This is a genomic window from Dictyobacter sp. Z7_2 (assembly GCF_057551105.1).
In genome coordinates this window covers 5328775-5350641 of sequence record NZ_BAAJPE010000002.1, presented here as the reverse complement: position 1 = coordinate 5350641, position 21867 = coordinate 5328775, and the positions used below count along the sequence as shown (strand labels likewise).

General features: G+C 47.1%; 17 protein-coding genes. 11 read left to right on the top strand and 6 right to left on the bottom strand.

The genetic code is table 11. The annotated features are described in order from the left end of the window. Positions 1-283: 283 nt before the first annotated feature. A complete protein-coding gene (locus AC27N8_RS35875; RefSeq protein WP_487074652.1) occupies positions 284-832 on the bottom strand; it encodes a hypothetical protein in 549 nt (182 codons plus the stop codon). 266 nt (positions 833-1098) lie between these two features. Between AC27N8_RS35875 and AC27N8_RS35870 the strand changes: the two genes are divergently transcribed. Next, positions 1099-1881 (top strand): NYN domain-containing protein, encoded by a 783-nt coding sequence (locus AC27N8_RS35870; protein WP_487074650.1) that lies wholly within the window; start codon positions 1099-1101, stop codon positions 1879-1881. 830 nt (positions 1882-2711) lie between these two features. On the opposite strand, the gene AC27N8_RS35865 is transcribed toward AC27N8_RS35870, so the two are convergent. Beyond that, a complete protein-coding gene (locus AC27N8_RS35865; RefSeq protein ID WP_487074648.1) occupies positions 2712-3308 on the bottom strand; it encodes a hypothetical protein in 597 nt (198 codons plus the stop codon). Then, positions 3293-3916: a hypothetical protein gene (locus AC27N8_RS35860; protein WP_487074646.1), complete on the bottom strand. Its 624-nt coding sequence runs from the start codon at positions 3914-3916 to the stop codon at positions 3293-3295. Before AC27N8_RS35860 ends, AC27N8_RS35865 begins: the two co-directional genes overlap by 16 nt. A gap of 347 nt (positions 3917-4263) precedes the next feature. Between AC27N8_RS35860 and AC27N8_RS35855 the strand changes: the two genes are divergently transcribed. The 5 genes from AC27N8_RS35855 to AC27N8_RS35835 all read left to right on the top strand — a co-directional run bounded on the left by AC27N8_RS35855 (position 4264) and on the right by AC27N8_RS35835 (position 10890). After that, a complete protein-coding gene (locus AC27N8_RS35855; RefSeq protein WP_487074644.1) occupies positions 4264-4788 on the top strand; it encodes a hypothetical protein in 525 nt (174 codons plus the stop codon). Between the two features lie 153 nt (positions 4789-4941). Next, positions 4942-6116 (top strand): IS3 family transposase gene (locus AC27N8_RS35850; protein WP_487063828.1). Its coding sequence is split into 2 segments (ribosomal slippage): positions 4942-5214 and positions 5217-6116, totalling 1173 coding nucleotides; the frame shifts between segments, so codons are not numbered across the junction. 455 nt (positions 6117-6571) lie between these two features. Beyond that, the gene (locus AC27N8_RS35845) at positions 6572-8332 is read left to right on the top strand and encodes a helix-turn-helix domain-containing protein (RefSeq protein ID WP_487074642.1); all 1761 of its coding nucleotides are present in this window, start codon (positions 6572-6574) and stop codon (positions 8330-8332) included. A gap of 18 nt (positions 8333-8350) precedes the next feature. Further along, positions 8351-10384 carry a HEAT repeat domain-containing protein gene (locus tag AC27N8_RS35840; protein WP_487074640.1) on the top strand — a complete coding sequence of 678 codons (2034 nt, stop codon included), beginning with the start codon at positions 8351-8353 and terminating at the stop codon, positions 10382-10384. Positions 10385-10389: 5 nt separating this feature from the next. Then, positions 10390-10890, top strand: a complete 501-nt coding sequence (locus tag AC27N8_RS35835; RefSeq protein ID WP_487074830.1) for a HEAT repeat domain-containing protein — start codon at positions 10390-10392, stop codon at positions 10888-10890. Positions 10891-11009: 119 nt separating this feature from the next. Here AC27N8_RS35835 and AC27N8_RS35830 read toward each other — a convergent pair whose 3' ends face one another. Continuing rightward, on the bottom strand, positions 11010-11174 hold the full coding sequence (locus AC27N8_RS35830; RefSeq protein WP_487074638.1) for a hypothetical protein: 165 nt from the start codon (positions 11172-11174) through the stop codon (positions 11010-11012). Between the two features lie 431 nt (positions 11175-11605). Between AC27N8_RS35830 and AC27N8_RS35825 the strand changes: the two genes are divergently transcribed. Together AC27N8_RS35825 and AC27N8_RS35820 are read left to right on the top strand one after the other, a co-directional pair. Then, entirely contained in the window at positions 11606-12583 is a 978-nt protein-coding gene (locus tag AC27N8_RS35825; RefSeq protein WP_487074636.1) for an ATP-binding cassette domain-containing protein, read from the top strand. A gap of 10 nt (positions 12584-12593) precedes the next feature. Continuing rightward, a complete protein-coding gene (locus AC27N8_RS35820) occupies positions 12594-13406 on the top strand; it encodes an ABC transporter permease (protein ID WP_487074828.1) in 813 nt (270 codons plus the stop codon). Positions 13407-13566: 160 nt separating this feature from the next. Here the strand turns inward: AC27N8_RS35820 and AC27N8_RS35815 are convergent, their stop codons facing one another. Beyond that, on the bottom strand, positions 13567-14793 hold the full coding sequence (locus tag AC27N8_RS35815) for an ROK family protein (RefSeq protein ID WP_487074634.1): 1227 nt from the start codon (positions 14791-14793) through the stop codon (positions 13567-13569). 369 nt (positions 14794-15162) lie between these two features. On the opposite strand from AC27N8_RS35815, the gene AC27N8_RS35810 reads away from it, so the two are divergent. The 3 genes from AC27N8_RS35810 to AC27N8_RS35800 all read left to right on the top strand — a co-directional run bounded on the left by AC27N8_RS35810 (position 15163) and on the right by AC27N8_RS35800 (position 18447). Beyond that, positions 15163-16128, top strand: coding sequence for a carbohydrate ABC transporter permease (locus AC27N8_RS35810; RefSeq protein WP_487074632.1), 966 nt, complete (start codon positions 15163-15165; stop codon positions 16126-16128). A 47-nt stretch (positions 16129-16175) separates the two neighbouring features. After that, on the top strand, positions 16176-17081 hold the full coding sequence (locus AC27N8_RS35805) for a carbohydrate ABC transporter permease (protein ID WP_487074630.1): 906 nt from the start codon (positions 16176-16178) through the stop codon (positions 17079-17081). A 67-nt stretch (positions 17082-17148) separates the two neighbouring features. Then, positions 17149-18447, top strand: a complete 1299-nt coding sequence (locus AC27N8_RS35800; protein WP_487074628.1) for an ABC transporter substrate-binding protein — start codon at positions 17149-17151, stop codon at positions 18445-18447. A gap of 130 nt (positions 18448-18577) precedes the next feature. On the opposite strand, the gene AC27N8_RS35795 is transcribed toward AC27N8_RS35800, so the two are convergent. After that, positions 18578-21664 carry an FHA domain-containing protein gene (locus AC27N8_RS35795; protein WP_487074626.1) on the bottom strand — a complete coding sequence of 1029 codons (3087 nt, stop codon included), beginning with the start codon at positions 21662-21664 and terminating at the stop codon, positions 18578-18580. Positions 21665-21867: the final 203 nt, after the last annotated feature.

Here is a 21867-nt window from a genome sequence, read left to right as displayed (position 1 = left end):
TAGGCAGTCAATGATGATGTGCACTGTAGAATAGAAGGCCTTTTTAATATTTAAAATGACCCTCCTTTAGATAGGAAAGGAAGGCGTGAATAATCATTTTATCTGGATAAATTAAAGGAAAGATTTGGCTGGCAGAATGAGTTGGTTCAGGACGTAGGAAATGGCTCAAAGGTGGAAAGAGCTGACTTGTTACATCCCAGTTCTCCTTCTATTTTGGCGTATAGAATACAATACTCTGATTGCCCACTTTTTTGTTTTATCATGTTGGATAGTGGATAGCAAGTCATATCGCATCTGGATCTTCATGGCCAAGATGATAGCGATTTTCTTCATCAATCTTAAGGAGATGCCACCCCTGACTCAGTGCTCTATTTATCAATGAAATGTCTTGAAGCTTGGTTGTCTTTTGTATCTTTGATAGTTGGAATACACCCTCATAGAGGGTGCGGTCTTGATAATCAGGTCCTTTTTTAACGGCTTGAGGATGTGCCCACAAGAGCTCAATTACCTGACGAAAAGATCCTATAAATGTAAAGGTGGAATATACGCTACTGTTACGTTGATACCACCCTGCATTATATGTCTTTTCTCTCTGTTCGTTCAATTCATGCGTTTTCCATGTCGTCGTGCCATCGGAGTAGATGTAGGTGGCACCTATGCAATGAATAGATTTTTTCGGCTCGTTTTCACGAAGGTAGTCAGTTAATGCTCGTTTCAGAGAGGAAAAGCTTTTTTCATAGAGTATTATAGGCGATCCTGCTGCTTCTGTATCGATCCATATAGCTATTTCCCATTGACGGCCTTGATCAGGTAGTTGTCTTTGATGCTCCATTGAACTATCCTCTCTCATATAATAATTATCGTAACTGTTCTATTTTAGTATATATTTGTAATAAAAATGGGACTGCTTTTTCCTGTCAATAGCTTATGATGTGGAATGTGGGGAAGTACTTCTACTGGAGTAGCTGTGTAGAGACGAGTACAGAAGCTACCTGGTTTCTAAACGGAGATATTATGAGCTTACTTTCTCAAGTTGATAGGAAAGATGGTCGATACAAAACAATGAGAGGAGGTGATAAGAAAGGAGGCATTTTGATCATGGTACAAACTCAAGGAGGACGAGAGTGGCGTCCTTTTTTTGATGGAGACGCTTGTTCTACACATGTCAGTGTCCTAGTGGATGGGGATGGCATTTCATCGAAATATATCGATGTAATACTTTCAGAAGCGAAGACACTGGGACCATTGTTTGTTCCACGGATCTTTGGGAATTGGAATCTGCCAACAATGCAAGGATGGCAACGGTTGCTCCTTCCATATCGGTTAGAACGACGTGATCATCATCAACCGAAGCCTGGTAAAAATGCGACGGATATTGCTCTCGTTATCGATATTCTGGAGGGTCTTTATCAATATGGTATTCGGTTGTTTTGCTTAGCCGTGACAGACAGTGACTATACTCCTGTTGTGGCACATATACAAAGTCTTGGGTGTACTGTTGTTGGTGTTGGGATGATGAAAACGGTACCAGCTTTGAAAGAGGCCTGTCATCGTTTTGTGATCCTTGATCAGCCAGATGCATGCTTGACATGTGATGAGAAGCCGTCGACAGAAAACACTTGTATCGATTCAGTCGATACAGTGCTTTCGCTTGAAATGGAAGTGGTTTCTGCTTATAACATCCTTACCTATGGAAAAAAAATCTGGATAGCTGTAACCGATACGGAGAAACAAATACAACGTGTTCATCCTTTGTTTTCCTCTAAGGAGTATGGGCATCGGAATTTTTCTCGCCTGATAAGAGCGAAACTTTCTAACGTATTCGATGTGAGATCGTGTCCGTCACAGCTGAATGCTCTAGAAATGCGGCGAAAAAAATAACAGAAAGGATTGTGTGGACCACTATTCGCATTGAGAATAGTGGTCCACACAATCCTTTCTTGTTGGTAAATGCCCTCCCAAGTGAGCGGATTTTGCCCTCCGATGTAAGCATTTGCCTTCCAATATGATCGCTGGCACAAAACTGCTTGAGCAAACCACTTCATATCTGGGATATCAGAAGAGAAAAGTGTAAATAACAACGATTGTGTAGAATAGAAATAGCTCATTTGTCATATTGGGTCGTTGAAGAAAAGAGGGCTTCTCTTTTCTCCTAGAAGCGTGAATAACATTTCTCTGTAATTAAGTATAGCGCGGTAATCTAGTTCAAAAGGTATGAAGCTGATAGAATTCTGTCACAGAATCAGTGTTTTTCTTCCTCCCGAAACTTGGTTGGTGGTCGCATAGCACATGACTCCGGAGGAGGTTCGCACGGTGAGACCCGTGCTCATGTGGATGTGATGGGAGCAGCATGTTGCGCATAAAGAGCTGTATATGCAATATGGTGCTTGTTTTTCCTGAAAATCTGTAAAGTGTTGCCACATGTACTCCAGATCATCTTATTTTTTTCTACAATGATGTTTGGCTGATATAATGCGCCTCATATGTATGCAAATCTAATCCAGTTCGCTGCTCAGATTGTGCTCCTTTATCAATGGCACCTGTAATAGTGGGAGAAAAGTATTCTCGACACCCTTTGGCCCAGATGGCTTGCTATCTAAGCGCTAGGCGTATAGCCGATATGTTCTATGTTTTGGATACTGTGAATGAAAAAGAGCAGAGGAATCTCGTACGATACGTATGAGATTCCTCTGCTCACTTTGCTAGATCCTTTATATACGTTGTATTACACTTTCGTCTAAGGTGGCCGGTTCTTTCATTGCATTGGTAATGTACATGAATGGCCTGCCTACAACGTCTGTATGTCGTTCTGCCGCGAGAAGCGCAAGGTAAAGTCTCGCAAGGGGAGGGAGGGTCAACAGCTCTGTAGTATGGAGAGACCCCTCTGCAATGGGAGCTCCTTGACCAATAGCAGAGTATATCCAGGCTAGATGGTACACCTGAAATTCAGAACCGATGATAAAAAGCTGGTCTTCAATGGATAGAAGGATCTCACCATCAGCTTCATCGCTACGATACTCGTGCTGTAAAAAACATTTTTGCAAGGATGGAATAAATGTAGAGACAAGATATTTAACTTTATCCTGATTAGTGGGATAAGGTGGTGTTTCATGTTCATGTCGTAAAAGTTGGAGCATTCGTTCATCGCCGTGTCCCCCAAAAATCATGCCATCCTTCACCCATACTTTCGACGCCTTTTGAACTGCCTGAGAAACGTTGGAATAACCAAACCCTTCCATATTGACGGCAAGTGAGTCACCAGCAATATAGACAAGATTATTTTCAACAAGTGCTACAATACACGACATAGTTCACTCCTTTTCCTTGGGGAAAGTTGTGGTTCTTCAAGAAACTGAGGCTCTGACATTTCGCTTGTGATATAGATATAGGGTGGCTCAACGACACAGGTACTATGCTGCCCTGATGCTAAAGCCAGATAGAGCCGTTGGAGTGGTGGCAATTCCAATTGCTCTGTTGTGTGCAAAGACCCCATCGGAACAGTTCCGCCTCGACCAATAGTTTCATAGAAATTAGCTGTATCGCACACCTCAAAGCGATTTCCGATAGTAAAGAGATCTCTCTCAATGGCTAATAAAATACCTCCGTCCAGCCTATCGATTGGGTATTTGTTCTTTGAAAAACATGCTTGCAAGGATGGAATAAATTCTTTGACAAGATACTCTACTTTCGTTTGCTTATTCGTATAAAGCGGTGTTTCATGTAGATAATGCAAAATTTGAAGCATGCGCGTATTTCCATTTCCGCCAAAAATCATGCCATCCTTCATCCAAATTTTTGGTTCTTTACGAACCGTTTGATTTGCTTGAGAATAATAACCGTCTGGTGACTGCCCTACAAATGAATCGGCTGCAAAATAGATAACTTCCTTTGAAACAAGAGCAACAATACAGGTCATTTATAAACTCCTTTTATCTATAATTATATTAATAAACCAAGAAAAACCAAGAATAGATAATCTGAGTACTTGTATAAACGTGAGAGGCATGTTAACAACCATTTTGAATGGAGTAGAGGGAGACATCTCTAGCAAACAGACTGTTTCTCATTTTTAAGTGTGATAAACCAGGTACTCATTTGATTTACAGGTGCACGCATTCACGAGTGATGGAAGCCCCAACAGTTCTTTCTCAACGGAAATAATTATTTTTATCGATATGCAGAGGTTTTATGTATTCTATTTGCGGTTTGGGGCATACTATAGTAAAGGTATTTTGTCGTGATGAACGAGAAAGGAGAATATATATGAAGGTGATTGAAATACATGCAGGGGAGATGAATGGTTGGCCTTTTGAGATGGATGAGGTAGTAGAGATGGCATTTGACGCAGATCGCCGTCGGACGCCGGAGCAACGAGAACAAGTAAAGCAACATTTGCTGAATGAATCTGGCGTGCTTGATCGGTTAATGCAAGGACAGCAGGTGTGCCTTTTTCTGATTGGGGGATTTGGGCAATATCTCACACCCTGGGGAGCTCGTCCTGTTTCTGGTGATGCTTTTGAACCTGCTGCTGTCGATGCGCTTTTGGATGCAGGGAAGAACGATCCTTTTCTCGTCTATGCGCTTTCTCTAGAAGTAGGAAGACGTGTGAACGAGCGGGCGTTACGAGAGGATAGAGGCCAGCATCAGTCAGGAGATGTGAGTGGTTGGAAGCCTTTTACTCTTCAGGAAACGGAGGATGTGATTGCGGATGCTGAGACTATTTTAAAGGAAATGTGGAGGATGTCCCAAGGAAAGATTGCAGGAATGAATGCATTTTATGCAAGATAAAAAGAGCATATATGATAACGGTATACATGTGATCCCTGCCTCTTGAGGAGCGGATACTCTTTTTTGGGTGTTTGTGGTAACTGTCCCTGGACTTGACCCGCTAGGATGGATATGGTAAACTTGGAGAAAGACTCCAAGAGGAGGGTCAAGAACATGGCAAAAATGATACGCACGTTTACGAAAGAATTCAAGCTGGAAGCAGTGCAGCTCTTGCAATCGAGCCAGAAATCGCAAGCGCAAATTGCCAGAGACCTGGGTATTGCAGACAGCACGCTCAGCAATTGGTGCAAACAGTTCATCGAACGAGGAGAACAAGCATTTCCTGGAAGTGGGCATCTTCCTCCATTAGAAGAGGAGAATCGACAACTCAAGCGAGAAGTTGATGTCCTTCGACAGGAGCGTGACATCTTAAAAAAAGCTATCGGCATCTTCTCACGACACCAGATCTGACGTATCAGTTTATTGCGGATCACCGTCAGGACTACTCTATTCGCGTGTTATGTCGAACATTGGACGTCTCAGAAAGTGGCTATTATGCCTGGGAAACCCGTCCGGCCAGCACGCACGAGCGAGAAGATGCCAAACTTTCCGCCTTGATTCAACAACTCTTTCTCGAGCATCGCCAGGTCTATGGGAGCCCACGTATTCATGCGCTGCTCGCCACACAGGGGATTCATTGTGGACGCAAACGGGTGGTGCGCTTGATGCAATCGTTGGGTCTTTCAGCCTTGCCTAAGCGGTCTCGTCGTCCCATGGGCACCGCGAGCGATCCAACGGCCCGCTTTGCACCCAATCTGTTGGATCGTGATTTCAATGCATCGGCACCCAATACGAAGTGGGTCACCGATTGCACCATGATCTCGACACAGGAAGGATGGCTCTATCTCGCGGTCGTCCTTGATCTGTTCGCACGTCGGGTTGTGGGCTGGGCGATGGCCGCTACTGAGGACGAGGCGCTGGTGACGATGGCACTCCGCATGGCCTTAGCTCGGCGGCAGCCTGAAAGTGACTGTTTTCCACTGTTACATCATTCAGATCGGGGCAGCGAATATACCAGCCTGGGCTATCAAGCGTGTTTGGCCGGGGAAGGAATTCAGGTGAGTATGAGTCGGACCGGGAACGCATGGGATAACGCTGCGATGGAGTCTTTCTTTGCAACACTGAAGAAAGAGTGTATCTACCGATCCTCTTTTCAAACACGGCGACAAGCACGTCAAGCGGTTTTTGAGTACTTAGAATGTTTTTACAACTCAATTCGGCTTCATTCTACGTTAGCCTATGTCAGTCCGATCTCGTTTGAGCAGGCAAACGATCAACCGATGAGCTAACCATCTTTTGTCTCTCTATCTTTGCGGGTCACTTCCACCCCCAGATGGGTCTCCCGCATGGAAATGTGAAGATTTATTGGGGGGGATTATTACCTGGAATGGGAGAAAAGATGAAGCCTCAGACATGAGGGTCGTCCAAAGGACAATCTTCGAGAAAACCTACGCTAGAGATCTTTCTTTCTAGCGTAGGTTTTTCATCATAATTTATACTATTTTTCATTACTTGAGATGATGTTACCCCTATGCAGAAGAAACCTCGCCACGGATGGTTTACACATCCTGGCAGTGACGTTGACCGATGCCCACTACAACCCTTTGTAGGAGAATCTTCCTATTTTCCGAGCCAACCATTGTCGTTGGAGGTGTGTATCCAGTAGCATGGCTGTAAGGAGAGTCACGATGGCAAGGGATGCCCGTAGATCTCGGCTCCTTTGTCTCCATGAGGGGAGGCAGTCATGCCAAAGGCCAAGCGGGAGCGGAGAGAGCGAACCGACAACTATCATTTGATTCAGCAATGGTGTCGGACCCCAGAGCAACGCTTGTATGAAGGAATTCGCCCCATCACTTTGTTTGGCATCCCGCCAGCAGAACGAGCACAAGAAACTGGGCTGGCGGAAAGGAGCTTGGGTCGAGCGGCTGATGCTTTTGACACACATGGCGTGGTCAGCCTCTTCCGGCCCACCAAAGCGCAGCGAGAAGATCATCATCGATCACTCCCCGTCGCGATGCGTCAACTGATTGTGGATCTCAAGACCGAGTATCCCGATTTTACTGATGGTGAGATTGCTGCCATTTGCGCTATCCAGTTCGCCGGGCGTCGTCCCTCTCATCACACAGTCAAGGCCGTCTTAGCAGATGGCCCATCCCCTTCACGCACTGGTCGGCAATTCCCGCGGTATGAGGAGATCCCTAAGCCGGAGGAGCGTCGTCATGCCGTGATTCGCTTGCATGCCCAGGGCTGGAGTATTTCGACGATTGCTCGCTATTTGGACGTGTCGCGTCCAACCATTTACGAGCTTCTGAAGCGATGGGTCCAGGAAGGCGTGCAGGGTCTTCCTGATAAGTCTCACGCCAATACCAGTAAGCCAAGCGTCGATTTACCAACACGCAACCTGATTCGCAAAAAGCAGGAAGAGAATCCTCTGCTGGGCGAGTGGAGAATGTATGCTGCCCTCAAACAGATGGGCATTTCTGTATCGCCACGGACCTGCGGGCGTATTATGGCTGAGAATCGGCGGCTCTATGCGATCAAGCCACCACCGAAAGAACCACACCAGCCGAAACCTCATCCTTTCAAAGCCACTGAGCGGCACGAAAGATGGTGTCTAGATATCCGCTACATCGAAAAACATCGCATTCCTGAGATCAAAGGCTCGTTTTATGTCATCACCGTCATGGATGCATTTTCGCGGGCTATTCTCTCCAGTGATATTTTTCAAAGCCAGGATCTCTCCTGTGTCTTGATTGTGCTCTATGCTGCGGTCGAGCAATTTGGCGCACCGAAAAAGCTCATTACCGATAATGGCGGGGTCTTTCGGGCAAAGCAACTGCTAGCGATTTGCGAGGCATTGGAGATCGAGAAAGAATACATCCACAAACGTCAAAGCTGGGAAAATCTCGTCGAGACCCATTTTAACGTGATGAGACGTATGAGTCAGGTGCATTTTGAGCAGGTGACGAGTTGGCAGGGTGCCAAGTTGGCACATGAGCGTTTTATGACTGATTACAATGCCCAACCGCATTGGGCACATCGCAAACGTGATGACAACCGCCTGAGTCCTGCGGAAGTACTCGGCCAAGAGACTGGCAAACTGCGCACCCCTGAACAATTACACCGCATTTTCTATGCGATGCGCTATCTCAGGCGATTAGATCGGTTCGGCTACGCCCATTTTCGACGTTGGAAACTCTACGGGGAAGAAGCATTGCCTCGCCGTCCTGCTGTGATCTGGCTTCATGGCGATGCACTCACTGTGGAATATGAGGAGACGCCTCTGGCACAATATACCGTTCGGTATCAATCAGATAAAAAGCACATCAAAGCAATTCCTGAAGCCAAGCGTTTCGAGACCCCTTACCATTCCTTGCAAGGCCGACTTTGGGAACTGGATCAAACCATGTGGCATCTCGCCAAACGCCTCCCGGATTATGCTCCCCGCAAACGAGGACGAAAAAAAGGACATATATATTTTCAACCCCCACTACTCGAAGATTAGGAGCTGAGTATTTTTACGATGACAACACATCAGAATGCAGCCAGCATCTTTCTTTCCTATGCTCAAGAAGATGAGCTACTGCTGGAGAAACTCTTGAAGCATTTGAGTTTGCTCAAACGGCAAGGGCTGATCTTGACTTGGTATAAGCGACAGATTGTCCCTGGTACCAACTGGACTGAGACGATTGATCAGCGATTAGAGCAAGCATCGATCATCCTTCTGTTGATAAGTGCTAACTTTCTAGCCTCTGACTACTGCTACCAAGTTGAAATGAAACGCGCGATGGCTCGACATGAAGCTGGTGAAGCACGCGTCGTTCCAATCATTATTCGCCCTTGTGACTGGAAGAGTTCTCCCTTTGCTGAGTTCCAATGTCTTCCACCTAGCGGGAAGCCCATTGTGCTCTGGGAGAGCCAGGATGCCGGATGGACCGATGTTGTCACAAGTATTCGTCGTCTGGTCGAAGGTCTATCTCTCCTCCCTGCTAGTGTCTCGAGTGCAACTCTACCTCCTATCTGGAATATTCCTCTTCCACCCAACCCTTTCTTTATCGGGCGCGAGGAACTGCTCTCGCATGTTCGTGCCCAATTACAGACGGATCAAACTCTTGCATTATCTCAGCCGCAGGCCATCAGTGGCCTTGGAGGTATCGGCAAAACTCAGATTGCTCTTGAATATGCTCATCGTTATCACAAGATATATGAGGCTGTTCTTTGGACTCGCGCTAATACTAAAGAGACCTTGACCGCTTCTTTTATGGAAATTGCTGAACTCCTTCACCTACCTCCACCTGTCAATGGAGATCAAACAAAGATCGTTGAGAATGTTAAACGCTGGCTCTATGCGAACAAAGACTGGTTGCTCATTCTCGATAATGCCGATGAGGCGCAAAAGTTAGAACTCTCCTCAACCTTCCTTCCCACCAAATTCAAAGGGCATGTATTGTTGACAACTCGTGCTGCAAGTCTTGGCAAGCTTGCTCGCCGCATAGAAGTTGATATCCTTCCAGACGATATTGCGACTCTCTTTCTTTTACGGCGTTCAGGCATATTATCTCCCGATGCTCTGCTGGAGCAGGCGGAGCATCGAGATGATGTGATAGCACGCGATTTGGTTCACGAGATGGGAGGATTACCCCTTGCCCTTGATCAGGCCGGTGCCTATATCGAGGAGACACAATGTGGACTGACTACTTATGCGAACCTTTATCGACAATCTAGAAAGACCTTGCTTGAAAATCGTGGAGAACTGGTAAATAAGGATGATCATCCTGACTCGGTTGCAACGACTTGGTTTCTCTCGTTCCAGAAAATTGAGCAAACCAATTCGGCTGCTGCTGATCTCTTACGCGTATGTGCCTTCCTTCAACCCGACGCTATCCTAGACGATCTCTTTTTGAAGGGAGGAACACAACTTGGTCCCTCTCTTCAAACACTTACGAACAATGTTTTGGCCTTCAATGAAGCAATTGCAGCTCTTCGCACCTATTCTCTCATTCAACGTAATGATGTTGAACATCTCCTCTCGATCCATCGATTGGTTCAGGCTGTGATACAAGATGCCATGACTGAAGAAGAAAAGATCCTCTGGCGATCACGCATTATTGCTGGCTTCAACGCGGCTTTTTCTCAGGTAGACGTAGAAACACGAATAAAAATTGTCCAGGCTATGGAAGTCCTTTCAACTCCCCAGCGCATCGAGTTTATTACAGCTATAGCTAAAGGAGATGAAGATCCCAGAGTAAGGCAGGTAGCCGTTGACTCTTTGGAGAAGATTGGCGATCTTGCGGCTATTCCAGTGCTTACCAAACTCGCTTTGGAGGATGAGCATGGAAGAGTGAGGCATCTAGCCGTCGATGCATTAAGTCAATTGAGTGGCCCAACCATGACCTCACTTTTTGTAACCATAGCACTCAATGATAAAGATCTCGCCGTGTACCGTAGCGCGAGTGAAGCACTCAGCAAACTGGACGATCCGGCAATTATTCCACTACTCGTTGCAGCTCTTGACGACGAGGAGGGAAGAAAAAGGGGGCAGCGGCTGATGCTCTAGGAAAAATAGGGAGTACTATGGCTACCGCCTCTCTCATTAGAGCTTTGGGAGACAGAAATACGTATGTGAGATGGAATGCTGCTCGTGCATTGGGAGAAATTGGCGACACTTCTGCGGTCCAACAACTCATTACTATGTTGGGAGATAAGGAGAGAGATGTAAGATGGTGGACAGTTAGAGCGTTAGGTGATATCGGTGAACAAGTAGCGATCCACCCACTTATCACTGCTCTCATACAAGAGAAAGACCCCTTTGTCCAACAAATCATACTTGTTGTGCTAGAGGAGAATATGGACAGGGATGCAGTGATTGAAGCCTTTCGTGTACAAAAAGTTGTCATTAGGTATCCAGAAGATACGAACCCTGAAGAACCGAGGGCTGTGTTTGTAGTTCCCCCAACATCACTCAATACCTCTATTGAGAACGATGGTGTCATAATGAAACTACAATTAGGATCAGGAGAAGATTGGGGATTAGGGAAAGTGAATGAGGAAAACCCAAGTTAAATCTCTTGCTTGTGCAACTCCACTTTTAGCACCCCATAGCAGGCTGTTTCAAGAAGTCCTACGAGCGGAGATAATTCGGGTTATCTCTTCCTAAAAATGTTCAGAGGTATCCGTCATCGTTACTGCCAGGATGTGTAAACCATCCGTGGCGAGGTTTGGTGGGCCTCACCATCTTTCCTTCTCAGCAGGGCTCCGTTCCCGTCCTCTCCCTGGAGCTCCTGCTCGATCCACCCGATGTCGTTGGCTATGACTCCCAGCTGTACGGTCGATTGGCAGACAGCCACCGTGGCCTTCCATCACAGTCATTGGGATCCCGTCAAAGAAGACTGGACTCCTGCTTGCGAGCACGCCAGATAATGAACGACTGCCAATGGAAAAGGGAGCAGAAATCATACAGGCTCGCTATGGCTGTCTCAGCAGATTTTCCTGAGCTTTAGTATCGACTGTGAGAAAGCCCAAATTCGGACTTGACATCTTAACGATATATCGGTATTCTTTAATAAAGATATATCGTTAAGATGAGAAAGGAAGGACTTCTAGACAAACCTATTCCATAACATTTCTTTTGACGGGAGAAAAAACGCTCTTGATCACGCTCCGCCCCCAAAGTTTTGGCCAGTGTAGGGCAGCAACAGGGGAAATAAAATACAAAAAGCGAATAAGAATACAAAAAGAATACAATGACGCTATAAAAAATTTAAAGGATAGAAACAATATGGCAATGCAACAGACTCCGGAACTTGCCGTTGACGCTCGCGGACTGGTCAAAGTCTTCGGCGAGAATCGCGCCGTTGACAGCCTTGATCTGCACGTACCTGCTGGCAGCATTTACGGTGTGCTTGGCCCCAATGGTGCTGGAAAGACGACGACGATTAACATGTTGGCAACTTTGCTACGACCCGACGGGGGCACAGCCACCATCTTTGGACACGACATTGGGAAAGAGCCGCAGATCGTGCGCCAGCTTATTGGCGTAACCGGTCAATATGCCTCAGTCGATGAAGCGCTTTCCGCAACCGAAAATCTTGTGATCTTCTCGCGGCTGCTCGGCCTGACAAGATCTGAGGCGAAGCAAAAAGCGGCAGAACTCTTAGAGATGTTTGATCTGACCGAAGCGGCGAAACGACCCCTCGCGAAGTTTTCCGGCGGCATGCGTCGTCGGCTTGATCTTGCAGTCAGCCTCATTGCGCAGCCGCCGCTACTTTTTCTGGATGAGCCCACCACCGGCCTTGATCCACGCACTCGCGCGCAGATGTGGTCGACTATTCGCCGTTTGGTCGAGACTGGCTCAACCGTCCTCCTGACAACACAATATCTTGATGAAGCTGACCAGCTTGCTGACCGCATTGCGGTGATCGACAAAGGCAAGGTGGTCGCCGAGGGAACGCCAGATGATCTGAAGAGGTCAATTGGCACGGCAGCATTACAGGTACGCATACAGGACGACTTTCAGATCTCGCAGGCACAACAGATTATCGAGGCCCATCTCGGAGTTAAAGCGACCAGCATGGCACAGATAGGGAGCTTGAGTGCGCCAATGGCCAATGCTGACAAAGTCACCGATGTGCTGGTTGCCCTCCGAAGTGCTGGCATTCACCTCAGCGAGATGAGCGTTCAGAAACCAACACTTGACGAAGTCTTCCTCACCATTACTGGACACGACACTACAGAAAAGGATCTAGACGATGAGTAGTACCCAAACCATGAAAGATGCCCAGGCCATACCTTCCATTGCAGAGCGCCACCTGAAAAACCATGTCAGCTTGCAACAGACCCTCAGTAACTCGTTGATGATGGCGTATCGCAGTATATGCAAAATGCGCCGCACACCCGAACAGTTCTTAGATGTGACCTTACAGCCAATTCTCTTTACCTTGATGTTTACTTACATCTTTGGAGGCGCAATTGCTGGCAATATTAAAAGCTATCTTCCCATCATTATCCCAGGGATTTTGGTTCAAACAGTGATCACCACCTCGGTTGTCACGGGGGTGCAACTACGCGAAGACATGGATAAAGGAGTGTTTAACCGTTTCCGCACCTTGCCAATCGCACGCATCTCGCCACTGGCAGGCGCGCTCCTGGCTGACACGATTCGGTATGGGATTGCAACCGTACTGACGATTACCATGGGCTACATCCTAGGTTACCGACCAGAACTACTCGGCATCGTGCTTGGTGGAGTGTTGGTGATGGTTGCATCCTGGTGCATCAGTTGGGTTTTCGCATTCTTCGGTGTAATCGCCCGAACAGCATCGAGTGTGCAAGGGATTTCAATGATCATTCTGTTTCCGCTCACCTTCCTCTCCAACGCCTTCGTACCGGCAAATACCTTACCAGACTGGTTACAAGTCTTTGTCAAGTTCAATCCCATTTCACATCTTGTCTCGGCGGTACGCCAACTTGCAAATAACGGCACCATTGGTCAGGACTTTTGGCTGACGCTACTTGGCGCAGTGGCAATCGTGCTTATCTTTGCGCCACTCACCTTGAAGGTATATATGCGCAAAGCATAGGCCAGTGAGGAGCAAAACAGCTGCATCGCGGCTGTGCTGCTCCTCGTACTGGACCCAACACTCCTCTTTACTGGTAGACTAGACAGAGAAGCCTACCATTTCTCGCCATAGATAAGGATATAATATTCACAATAACGAACTCGCATCCGCCAGTTAATAATTATTTTTTCACATCGATAATACGGCCATTTGCGCGCTGTAAAAGAGTGGTGATGGGAAAGGTTTTGTCGGTTTCGTAAATTGGAGGCCGAAAAACTTCACGCAAGAAAACACTGGCAGCACTGCGCGCCCAACTCTCATTTGAGGAAGTCAGTAGCACCAGAGGAATTTCTGGGCGTGGCTTCCCAAAGAGATGATAGGGAATCGTCGCTCGTGCCGGCCCTAACAACAAATCTCCTGCTCGCAGGCCTTCACCAGTGATCAAGATTTGAGCAGGATCAAAAAGATTGATGAGATTAGCCAGCGCAATCCCCAATGTGATGCCAGCGCGCTGAAAAATGGCAGCGATCGCTTCCTCACCTTGTTGAGCGCGCTCAACCAGAGCCTGCATCATCAGCTCGTCGGCATACCCCAATTGAACATCGAGTGCAGCATGAGCAATAGCATAATCGGAGATGAGTGCCTCCAGGCAACCACGCTTGCCGCAGGTACACAAAGGCGCGTTGGACGCATGCGTCATCGTCATATGCCCAAATTCAGCCGCGCTCCCAGAGGCGCCGCGAAAAAGTTCACCGTTAATGACCAGGCCCATCCCTACTCCATGCCCGACAGTCACCAGGAGGCACACAGATGATGCACGACCAGCTCCAAATTGGCTTTCCGCAAGTGCAAGCATATTGGCATCGTTTTCTATAATCACCGGCACGCACGCCCTCAACGCTAACGCCGGCCCCAACTCGACATTCCTCCAATGAAAAAAATTAGAGTACCGTACAATACCTTGACGAGAATCAACCAGACCAGACACGCCTACACCCATTCCTAATACATCGTGTTGGTTGATATTTGTCTCTTGTAGGCACGTATGAAAAGCAGCCATAATCGTCTCTACTACTTGATGAAAATTAGCTGAGGGTGTGAGATCTGCCTCGGTCTGATATATAGCGGTACAAGCCAGATCACAGAGCACCATCACCACCTTGTATTCACGTACCTTCACGCCAATGACATAGCCAGCGATGGGATTGATACGCAGAAGGATCGGAGGTCGCCCCCCACTGGATTCGTCAGATGCCTCTTCAACGACCAGCTCCGCACTCACAAAATCATTGACAATGTTTGTTATAGTCGCGGCCGTTAATCTTACCTGGCGAGCCACTTGCGCTCGTGAAATAGGGCCGTGGGTTGCGATAATATTCAACACCAGACTCCTATTCAGATCGCGCATAAGCTCTTTGCTTCCTGTTCTGGTGGTGTACATTGCAAACCTTTGTTCATTCGTTGGATTTTTTGGAGGGGAAGTAGCTATCTTTTTTTAAGGGTAACATATGCGGTATATTGAGTCAAGAAGCTTGTTGCCAATTTTTGACAGCTCCACTCTTCAGGGTATTTACTACATCACCATATATTGACGAATCCCCTTTTTTCATGTTATATTTCAACTAAGTAAATTCAATGAATTAACAAAGTGTCTGGGTAGAACGGCAGTTCAATGCATGTTAATAGCCACTGATGGCTTTGCTGCACTGCTATGATGCAAGACACAGCACATTGCCCCGACACATTGCGCAATAGTGTTGCGCGAAGAAAGTGTTCAATGAAGACACATATTTATAATGATGTACGGGTGACAAGTCGGCAACTCAACCCAACGAGGCCGCCGAACAAGCGCATATGGCATCGGAATGATGTCATTGCGGGGTATCTCTTTATTACCCCAGGGATAGTAGGCCTGTGCTTATTTGTCGTGTATCCCTTGCTTTCCTCTTCCTACTATGCATTTACCAACTGGAATGGTTTAAGCGCACCACGTTGGATTGGTTGGCAAAACTTTCAGTATCTCTTCACCCAAGATCCGTCATTTTGGGCCTCGATGCGTGCCACATTCTATTTCGGATTGCTAAGTGTCCCGACGACATTAGTGCTGGGATTATTATTAGCGGTATTAATGAACCGCGCCTATCCCGGCGTCAAAGTCTTTCGTACCATCATGTATTTACCAGTTGTGTTGCCAGGAATTGCAGTCCTGACTCTCTGGAAATACATCTATGATCCACTATTTGGCCTCGCAAATGTGATACTGTCCGCACTGCACCTCCCAACGAGTTTGTGGCTGGCCAGTGAGCGGATGGCGATGCCGTCAATTGTGATTATCGGCTTATGGGGAGTTGGTGGCACGATGATCATTTTTCTGGCTGGCCTTCAGGCAGTCCCGCAAGAAATCTATGAGGCTGCGCGCATTGATGGAGCCGGGATGTTTGCCACGTTCAGACGCATGACGCTCCCAATGATTTCGCCAATCATCTTCCTTCAATTGATACTCCAATTGACTGGCGCCTTTCAAGCTTTCAATCAAGCCAAAGTGCTCACCAATGGCGGCCCCAATTTTGACACCTATCTTTTCATGTACAAGATCTACACCGATGGTCTGCAAAGTGCTTTTCCTCAGGTTGGCTACGCGATGGCAGAGGTGTGGGTATTATTCCTCATCATTTTAGCGGTCACCGCACTGACGTTCCGAGCCTCTTCTCTCTGGGTATTTGGAGAGAACAACGTCGATTAAGTCGCCACACCCATGTTGAGATCTCCGCATAGAAAGGATTCTATTTGATGTCAATTTCGACACTTGTCAGATCGACAGGCTGGAAGCGGTCCGTACCAAAGAACAACCCGATAAAATTAATGTCCGTAAGCCGCATCGCTTGGTACGCATTGTGTATACTTTTGAGCATTCTAATGATCTTCCCTTTACTGTGGATGATTACGGTCGCACTGAAAAGTACAAACGCCATTCATACACTCCCACCACAACTCTTTCCACACGAATTCCACTTTGAGAACTTCATTCAGGGTCCTGAGCAGATCCATTTCCCGCTACTGTTTATGAATACTGTGATCATTTCTATCCTCAGCACCACAGGTAGCGTTTTCAGTTCAATGCTCATTGGTTATGGCTTGTCGCGCATACGCTTTCCGGGGAGACGCTTCTGGTTCGCAGTATTTGTTGGTAGCATCTTTGTACCACCAATCATTGGCTTGATTCCAGTTGTACGGCTAATGATCAATCTAGGCTTCTATGATACCTGGATACCCTTAATTCTTCCCAGCTGGTTAGGAAATCCCGTCTTCATTTTTCTCTTCCGCCAGTATGCCATGGCTATTCCGTATTCGTATGACGAGGCTGCAAAAATGGATGGGGCAAGCCACTGGACCATTTTCTGGTATGTTATCGTACCATTGACACGGCCAGTATGGATCACTATGGCAATACTAGCATTCCAGGCATCCTGGAACGATTACCTCTCTCCCTTGATCTATCTGATTTCGGATAATAAGTTTCCACTCTCGCTAGGGATAGCCTCATTTGCGGGAATGTTCGCGGGTGTAGCGGTGACTCCGTACAATTATTTCATGGCTACTAACCTGCTATATATGTTACCACCATTACTCTTATTCTTTCTCGCACAACGCTATTTCATGCAAGGACTAGGTGCGCTCGGCACCGTCACCAAATAGGGACAATTCGTTTCTTCACTACTGAAGAGCACGAAGCGTTTTCATTCTCAATGGAAGGAGAATACATATGAAGTCAAGGAAGGCATCTATCAGCCTGATCATCCTTATGGTACTGTCAACCGTTTTCGCAGCCTGTGGTAGCGGGAGCAGTAGCAACAATAACACAGTGACATACATGACATGGGAAAGTACCACCACGAATGCGGCAATTGATACCGCCATGAAAAAGTTTACCGATAAGAGCATCTCGATATCAAGGCTGGGATCACCCAGCAGCGATTATGATCAAAAAATTTCGTCCATGATTCAAGCGCATAGCTTACCAGATTTCTTCTGGTGTGGAAACGACGAGGAACAAAATTGGGGCCAGGAAGGTATTCTGTATGACTGGTCTACCTACATTAATAAGACAGATGGAGGTTTTAATAAAAACAATTTTGCTCCAGTATCATTACAGAACTGGTATACTGCGGATAAGTCAAAGCTCTATGGCCTGCCAACGCTGATGAATACCTATGGTTACTTTTATAATGAAACGTTGCTCAAAGCCTCAAATGTCCCTCTTCCAACCACTGGTTGGACATATAACGACCTCTTCTCAGCCGCCAAAGCGCTGACAAAAATGAATGGCAATAAAGTAACGCAATATGGCGCTTACGCTGGTCCGTATACTGATCCGTTTTTGCTGGGCATCTATGCAGCATCAGCAGGAGGCTCAACCTTTACTGATCGTATTGTTGCCCCGACAAAAGTCATCGCCGATACACAGTTTACCACTGGATTAGAGAAATATATCAGTGCGATTAAGGCGGGAAATTTTACATCCCCTCTCTATACGATCAGTGATACGAATGCGGCCTTCCTGGCTGGAAAGCTCCCGTTGCTCTGGGGTGGACAATGGAGTGCAGCCACGTTTCTTACCTCCAATCCTTCGTTCAAGATCGGGTTTGCGCCCATGCCGACGGCTGACAAACCGGTACAGTTATATGATGCAGTTGGCATTTGTTCCCCCAGTACGATTTCAAATCCTGACGCAGTTTGGAAAGTGATGACCTACCTGGAGACTCAGGGATGGAAAGATATTCTGGCAGGCTCGCCAGTTGCTCCAGCCGCCTACCAGCCAGCATCCTCGACTTATTATGCAACCTTGAAGGCCAAAGGAATGAGTTCAATTGCCGACACCGTAAACTATATTCTCAATACACCAACAAAAGGAGCAATTCGTTTCATGGCCCCCTGGTCAACGAAAGCCAATGATGTCATCACAGCCAACTGGAACGATCTATTAACCGGCAAAAAGCCAGTTCATCCCACACTTGAGAATATGGTCAAGCAGATTAACAGTATCATTGCACAAAACAATTAGCATGCTTGCATGACATCCTACGTACAAAGAAAGCAGGAAACCGCAAGGAATGGCCTGGGTTTCCTGCGATCGAAATTCACGTAAACCAGCACAGCGGAGACGCACCTGGCGATAATCCTATTAATAGGGACTATCGTCCGACATCTTTCCGTTTCAGAAAAATGCCAATCACCAACGTTAACAGCACGATCGTGACAGCCAATGCCCCCCAGGACAACAGAAGACGATCGATTGCATCCTGCTGACTGTAAATTGAGTACAGGGTCCCCTGATACGTATAGCCATTGCCAAACAACTTATCCCCCCCGGTCGTATTGGCATGCATACCAAGAATAGTACCAAGAGCTGTCATAGCCCAACGTGTTGGAAAAACCACCGCCAGAATCTGCGTGAACCAATCTTTCAGAGCCAGGATCGCCCCTGAAAAAATGACCTGTGGAATAAGAATGATCGGCACAAAACTAATAGCGCGATCAGTATTGGGGACGATAGCAGATATAGTCAGACCAATCATCAAGCCAGCCAGTGAAGTCAATGCCAGTGTAATATAGGTCTCCAGGAGAGGAGGCAGAAAGACGCCTTGATGCAGCGGCTCCCCCAATTCCATCACCAGGACAAGTACGGCACTTTGCAGCAAACAAAACACTCCCAGCACACCGATTTTCGAGAACATATAGGGCAGAATGCCGAGATTAACGGCTCGTTCGCGCCTATAAATGGCGGCTTCTTTGACGATTTCGCGTGCTCCATTAATACAACCAAACAACACCGTAGCAAAGGCCATAATAAACAAAGCCTTCTGAGCATCTATCCCCATCCCTGGAACAAGGAAGCTCTGCAACGCCTGCTCGACGCCTCCCTGACTATGCGCAAAAGCCTGGCCTTGCGGATCTGTCTGCAAAAACGTTGCGACTACCTGGCAATTCACCTGGACACCCTGGCCTGCTTTCTGCGGCAGGGACAAAGGACCAGAAGCGGTCATAATCTGAGTAGTACACTGTACAAGCTTATTTCCGTCAAAGATACCTGAACCTACCTCAAAACGCAGCATCAGTACAAGGAGGGTAGCAATAATGGGAGCCTGCAAAATCAGAATGAGTAAGTTTCCTGTATCATTCTTGAGCAACTCCATATAGCGAGTCGAGAGCAACACAAATTGAGACCAACCCTGACCTCTTGGCTTCCTTTTGAGCTGCCTCGTGGCCGCGTGACTGATCGCCACTGGTGCTTGCATTTGTTGTACTGGCTCCTGTCGCAAGGGCTCAGCCACATAACGTTGGTAATCGGGCGAATTCAGAAAGCGCCTTGCTGCCTGAGCAGGAACATCTATCTCGCCTGGAACTGGCTCCAACGTGCTATAGATCTCAGCAAAATCAGTCTTTTCAAAGAAGATTTTTGCCTCGTTCGGCGGACCAAAGTAGGCCAGTCGCCCACCCTGAGCCATAAAGCAGACATAATCGCAAGTATTGATATTATTGGTCGCGTGTGTCACCAGGACGACCGTGCGTCCTCTATCCGCCAGACGGCGCAGCAGTACCATCATTTTACGATCTAAACCTGGATCCAGGCCAGATGTAGGTTCATCCAAAAAGAAAATTCCCGGATTAGCCAACAGCTCAAGCGCAATTGACACGCGTTTACGCTGTCCGCCAGAAAGTTTGCTCACCAGCAACGAACGACGATCCGTCATCTCCACATCGTCAAGGACCTCATCAATACGCCACTGGATCTGCTCCTTTGAGAAATCGCCTGGCAGACGCAAGCGGGCGGCATAATAAAGTGCTCTATCCACAGTCAGATCCCGATGCACAATGTCATCCTGGGGGACATAGCCAAGCTGCGTACTGAATGCTGCGAGATTGCGATAATAGTCCACCCCGTTATAGAGGACGCTCCCCTGCTGAGCAGGACGCAAGCCGTTGATGGCATCCATCAGTGTTGATTTGCCCGCTCCTGATCCACCCACAATAGCCACAAATTTCCGAGGAGGAATGACCAGAGAGATATCATCGAGCAGAATCACGTCGTTGTTACCGTTTTTTTTCAGATTCAAGGCATCAATGCGAATATGAGCGCTCTCATCATACTGCTTCAATTCTGTACCCGTATAAATGAGAAGATAGGGTCCGATACGAATCTCATCCCCGCTGTGCAGCAACTGGCTGCTCACCCGCTCTTTATTCAGATAGACATGATTCGTACTATTGTTATCGATCACACGATACCCTTCAGGCACCTTTTCTAACACTGCATGGTGACTTGAAACCTGGGGATGGTTGAGGACAACTGTATTCGTTTCAACGCGCCCGATAGTTACACGCTCGCCATTTAAAGGAACGGGACGCAACTCTGGTAACGCTTCACTTTCTTGTCCATGCCCATCGCTATAGGCAAGAGTAATCAGAGTCCCATGCTCATCGCCAATGCGGAAGATATCCCCATTGCTCAGCTGCTTACGCAACGGCTGATCTCCAAGGATATGTTGTCCCTGATACCACAATCCATTCAGGGTTCGTTCACGTGATGGATGGGGATGAATCAGGAATAATGCATTGCCTTCCCGGACAATCTGAGCATGTCGGGACGAAACAGTTGGCTCCTTGATCACAATATCATTGCCATCATCGCGTCCAATGCTTATGGAGGCTTTATCCAGTCCATGCTTCCGCACATCACTATGAATATTACTGCTCACAGTTAATGTGGCTACACGTTGTGTATCTAATGGGGCCAGGACAGTATCGGTGGGATTAATACCAGAAGGTATATTGGGTGGCAACCTGATCGTATTTAAATCAGAGATTCTGGCTTGCTCCGTCGTCTTGACCTCTTCTTCCGCCCGCTTGCCATATTCTATGTTCTGAGGCGTGGTACGCTGTTGCACTTCCGACGCAGTCACCTGGAGTTGGAAAACAAAGCGAATCGTCCCACCAAGGCCAACCACACAATTGTCTTGCAGTGTGCCTTGCGTCTTTACAGGTCGCTTATCAATCGTCACAGAGCTACTTTGTGAAAGGTTTTCTATGTTCCATACACCATTACTCTGAGAGAGATTTGCATGTTGCCTGGAGACGGAAGGATCTGCAATGATAATATCGTTCTGCTTCCCACGTCCAAATGACGTGCTGGCTTTCTCGATCACGATATTTTGATCTGCAAGCGGGCCGCTGATAAAATGAATGGTCGCAATACTGCGCGGCGACCCTTCCTTTTGCATAGTTTTCCCTCATGCGCATAAAACAAAGCTGAGCCAGTTCCTATAATTCATATTTACCAATATGCTGAGGAACTTAGCTCATAGGCCATTTCTCCTTGAATGCGTTTACACATCTCGCGATCTCAACCTGACCATAATATACATGAGAAGAGATTTAAATGTCAAGGTAGAACACAAACAAAATGCATTATTAATTGCAAATT

Bases quoted from the DNA above. Each gene is read 5' to 3' on its own strand.
- AC27N8_RS35875 (WP_487074652.1), bottom strand. From the start codon at position 832: ATGGAGCATCAAAGACAACTACCTGATCAAGGCCGTCAATGGGAAATA.
- AC27N8_RS35870 (WP_487074650.1), top strand. From the start codon at position 1,099: ATGGTACAAACTCAAGGAGGACGAGAGTGGCGTCCTTTTTTTGATGGA.
- AC27N8_RS35865 (WP_487074648.1), bottom strand. From the start codon at position 3,308: ATGTCGTGTATTGTAGCACTTGTTGAAAATAATCTTGTCTATATTGCT.
- AC27N8_RS35860 (WP_487074646.1), bottom strand. From the start codon at position 3,916: ATGACCTGTATTGTTGCTCTTGTTTCAAAGGAAGTTATCTATTTTGCA.
- AC27N8_RS35855 (WP_487074644.1), top strand. From the start codon at position 4,264: ATGAAGGTGATTGAAATACATGCAGGGGAGATGAATGGTTGGCCTTTT.
- AC27N8_RS35845 (WP_487074642.1), top strand. From the start codon at position 6,572: ATGCCAAAGGCCAAGCGGGAGCGGAGAGAGCGAACCGACAACTATCAT.
- AC27N8_RS35840 (WP_487074640.1), top strand. From the start codon at position 8,351: ATGACAACACATCAGAATGCAGCCAGCATCTTTCTTTCCTATGCTCAA.
- AC27N8_RS35825 (WP_487074636.1), top strand. From the start codon at position 11,606: ATGGCAATGCAACAGACTCCGGAACTTGCCGTTGACGCTCGCGGACTG.
- AC27N8_RS35820 (WP_487074828.1), top strand. From the start codon at position 12,594: ATGAAAGATGCCCAGGCCATACCTTCCATTGCAGAGCGCCACCTGAAA.
- AC27N8_RS35815 (WP_487074634.1), bottom strand. From the start codon at position 14,793: ATGCGCGATCTGAATAGGAGTCTGGTGTTGAATATTATCGCAACCCAC.
- AC27N8_RS35810 (WP_487074632.1), top strand. From the start codon at position 15,163: ATGAAGACACATATTTATAATGATGTACGGGTGACAAGTCGGCAACTC.
- AC27N8_RS35805 (WP_487074630.1), top strand. From the start codon at position 16,176: ATGTCAATTTCGACACTTGTCAGATCGACAGGCTGGAAGCGGTCCGTA.
- AC27N8_RS35800 (WP_487074628.1), top strand. From the start codon at position 17,149: ATGAAGTCAAGGAAGGCATCTATCAGCCTGATCATCCTTATGGTACTG.
- AC27N8_RS35795 (WP_487074626.1), bottom strand. From the start codon at position 21,664: ATGCAAAAGGAAGGGTCGCCGCGCAGTATTGCGACCATTCATTTTATC.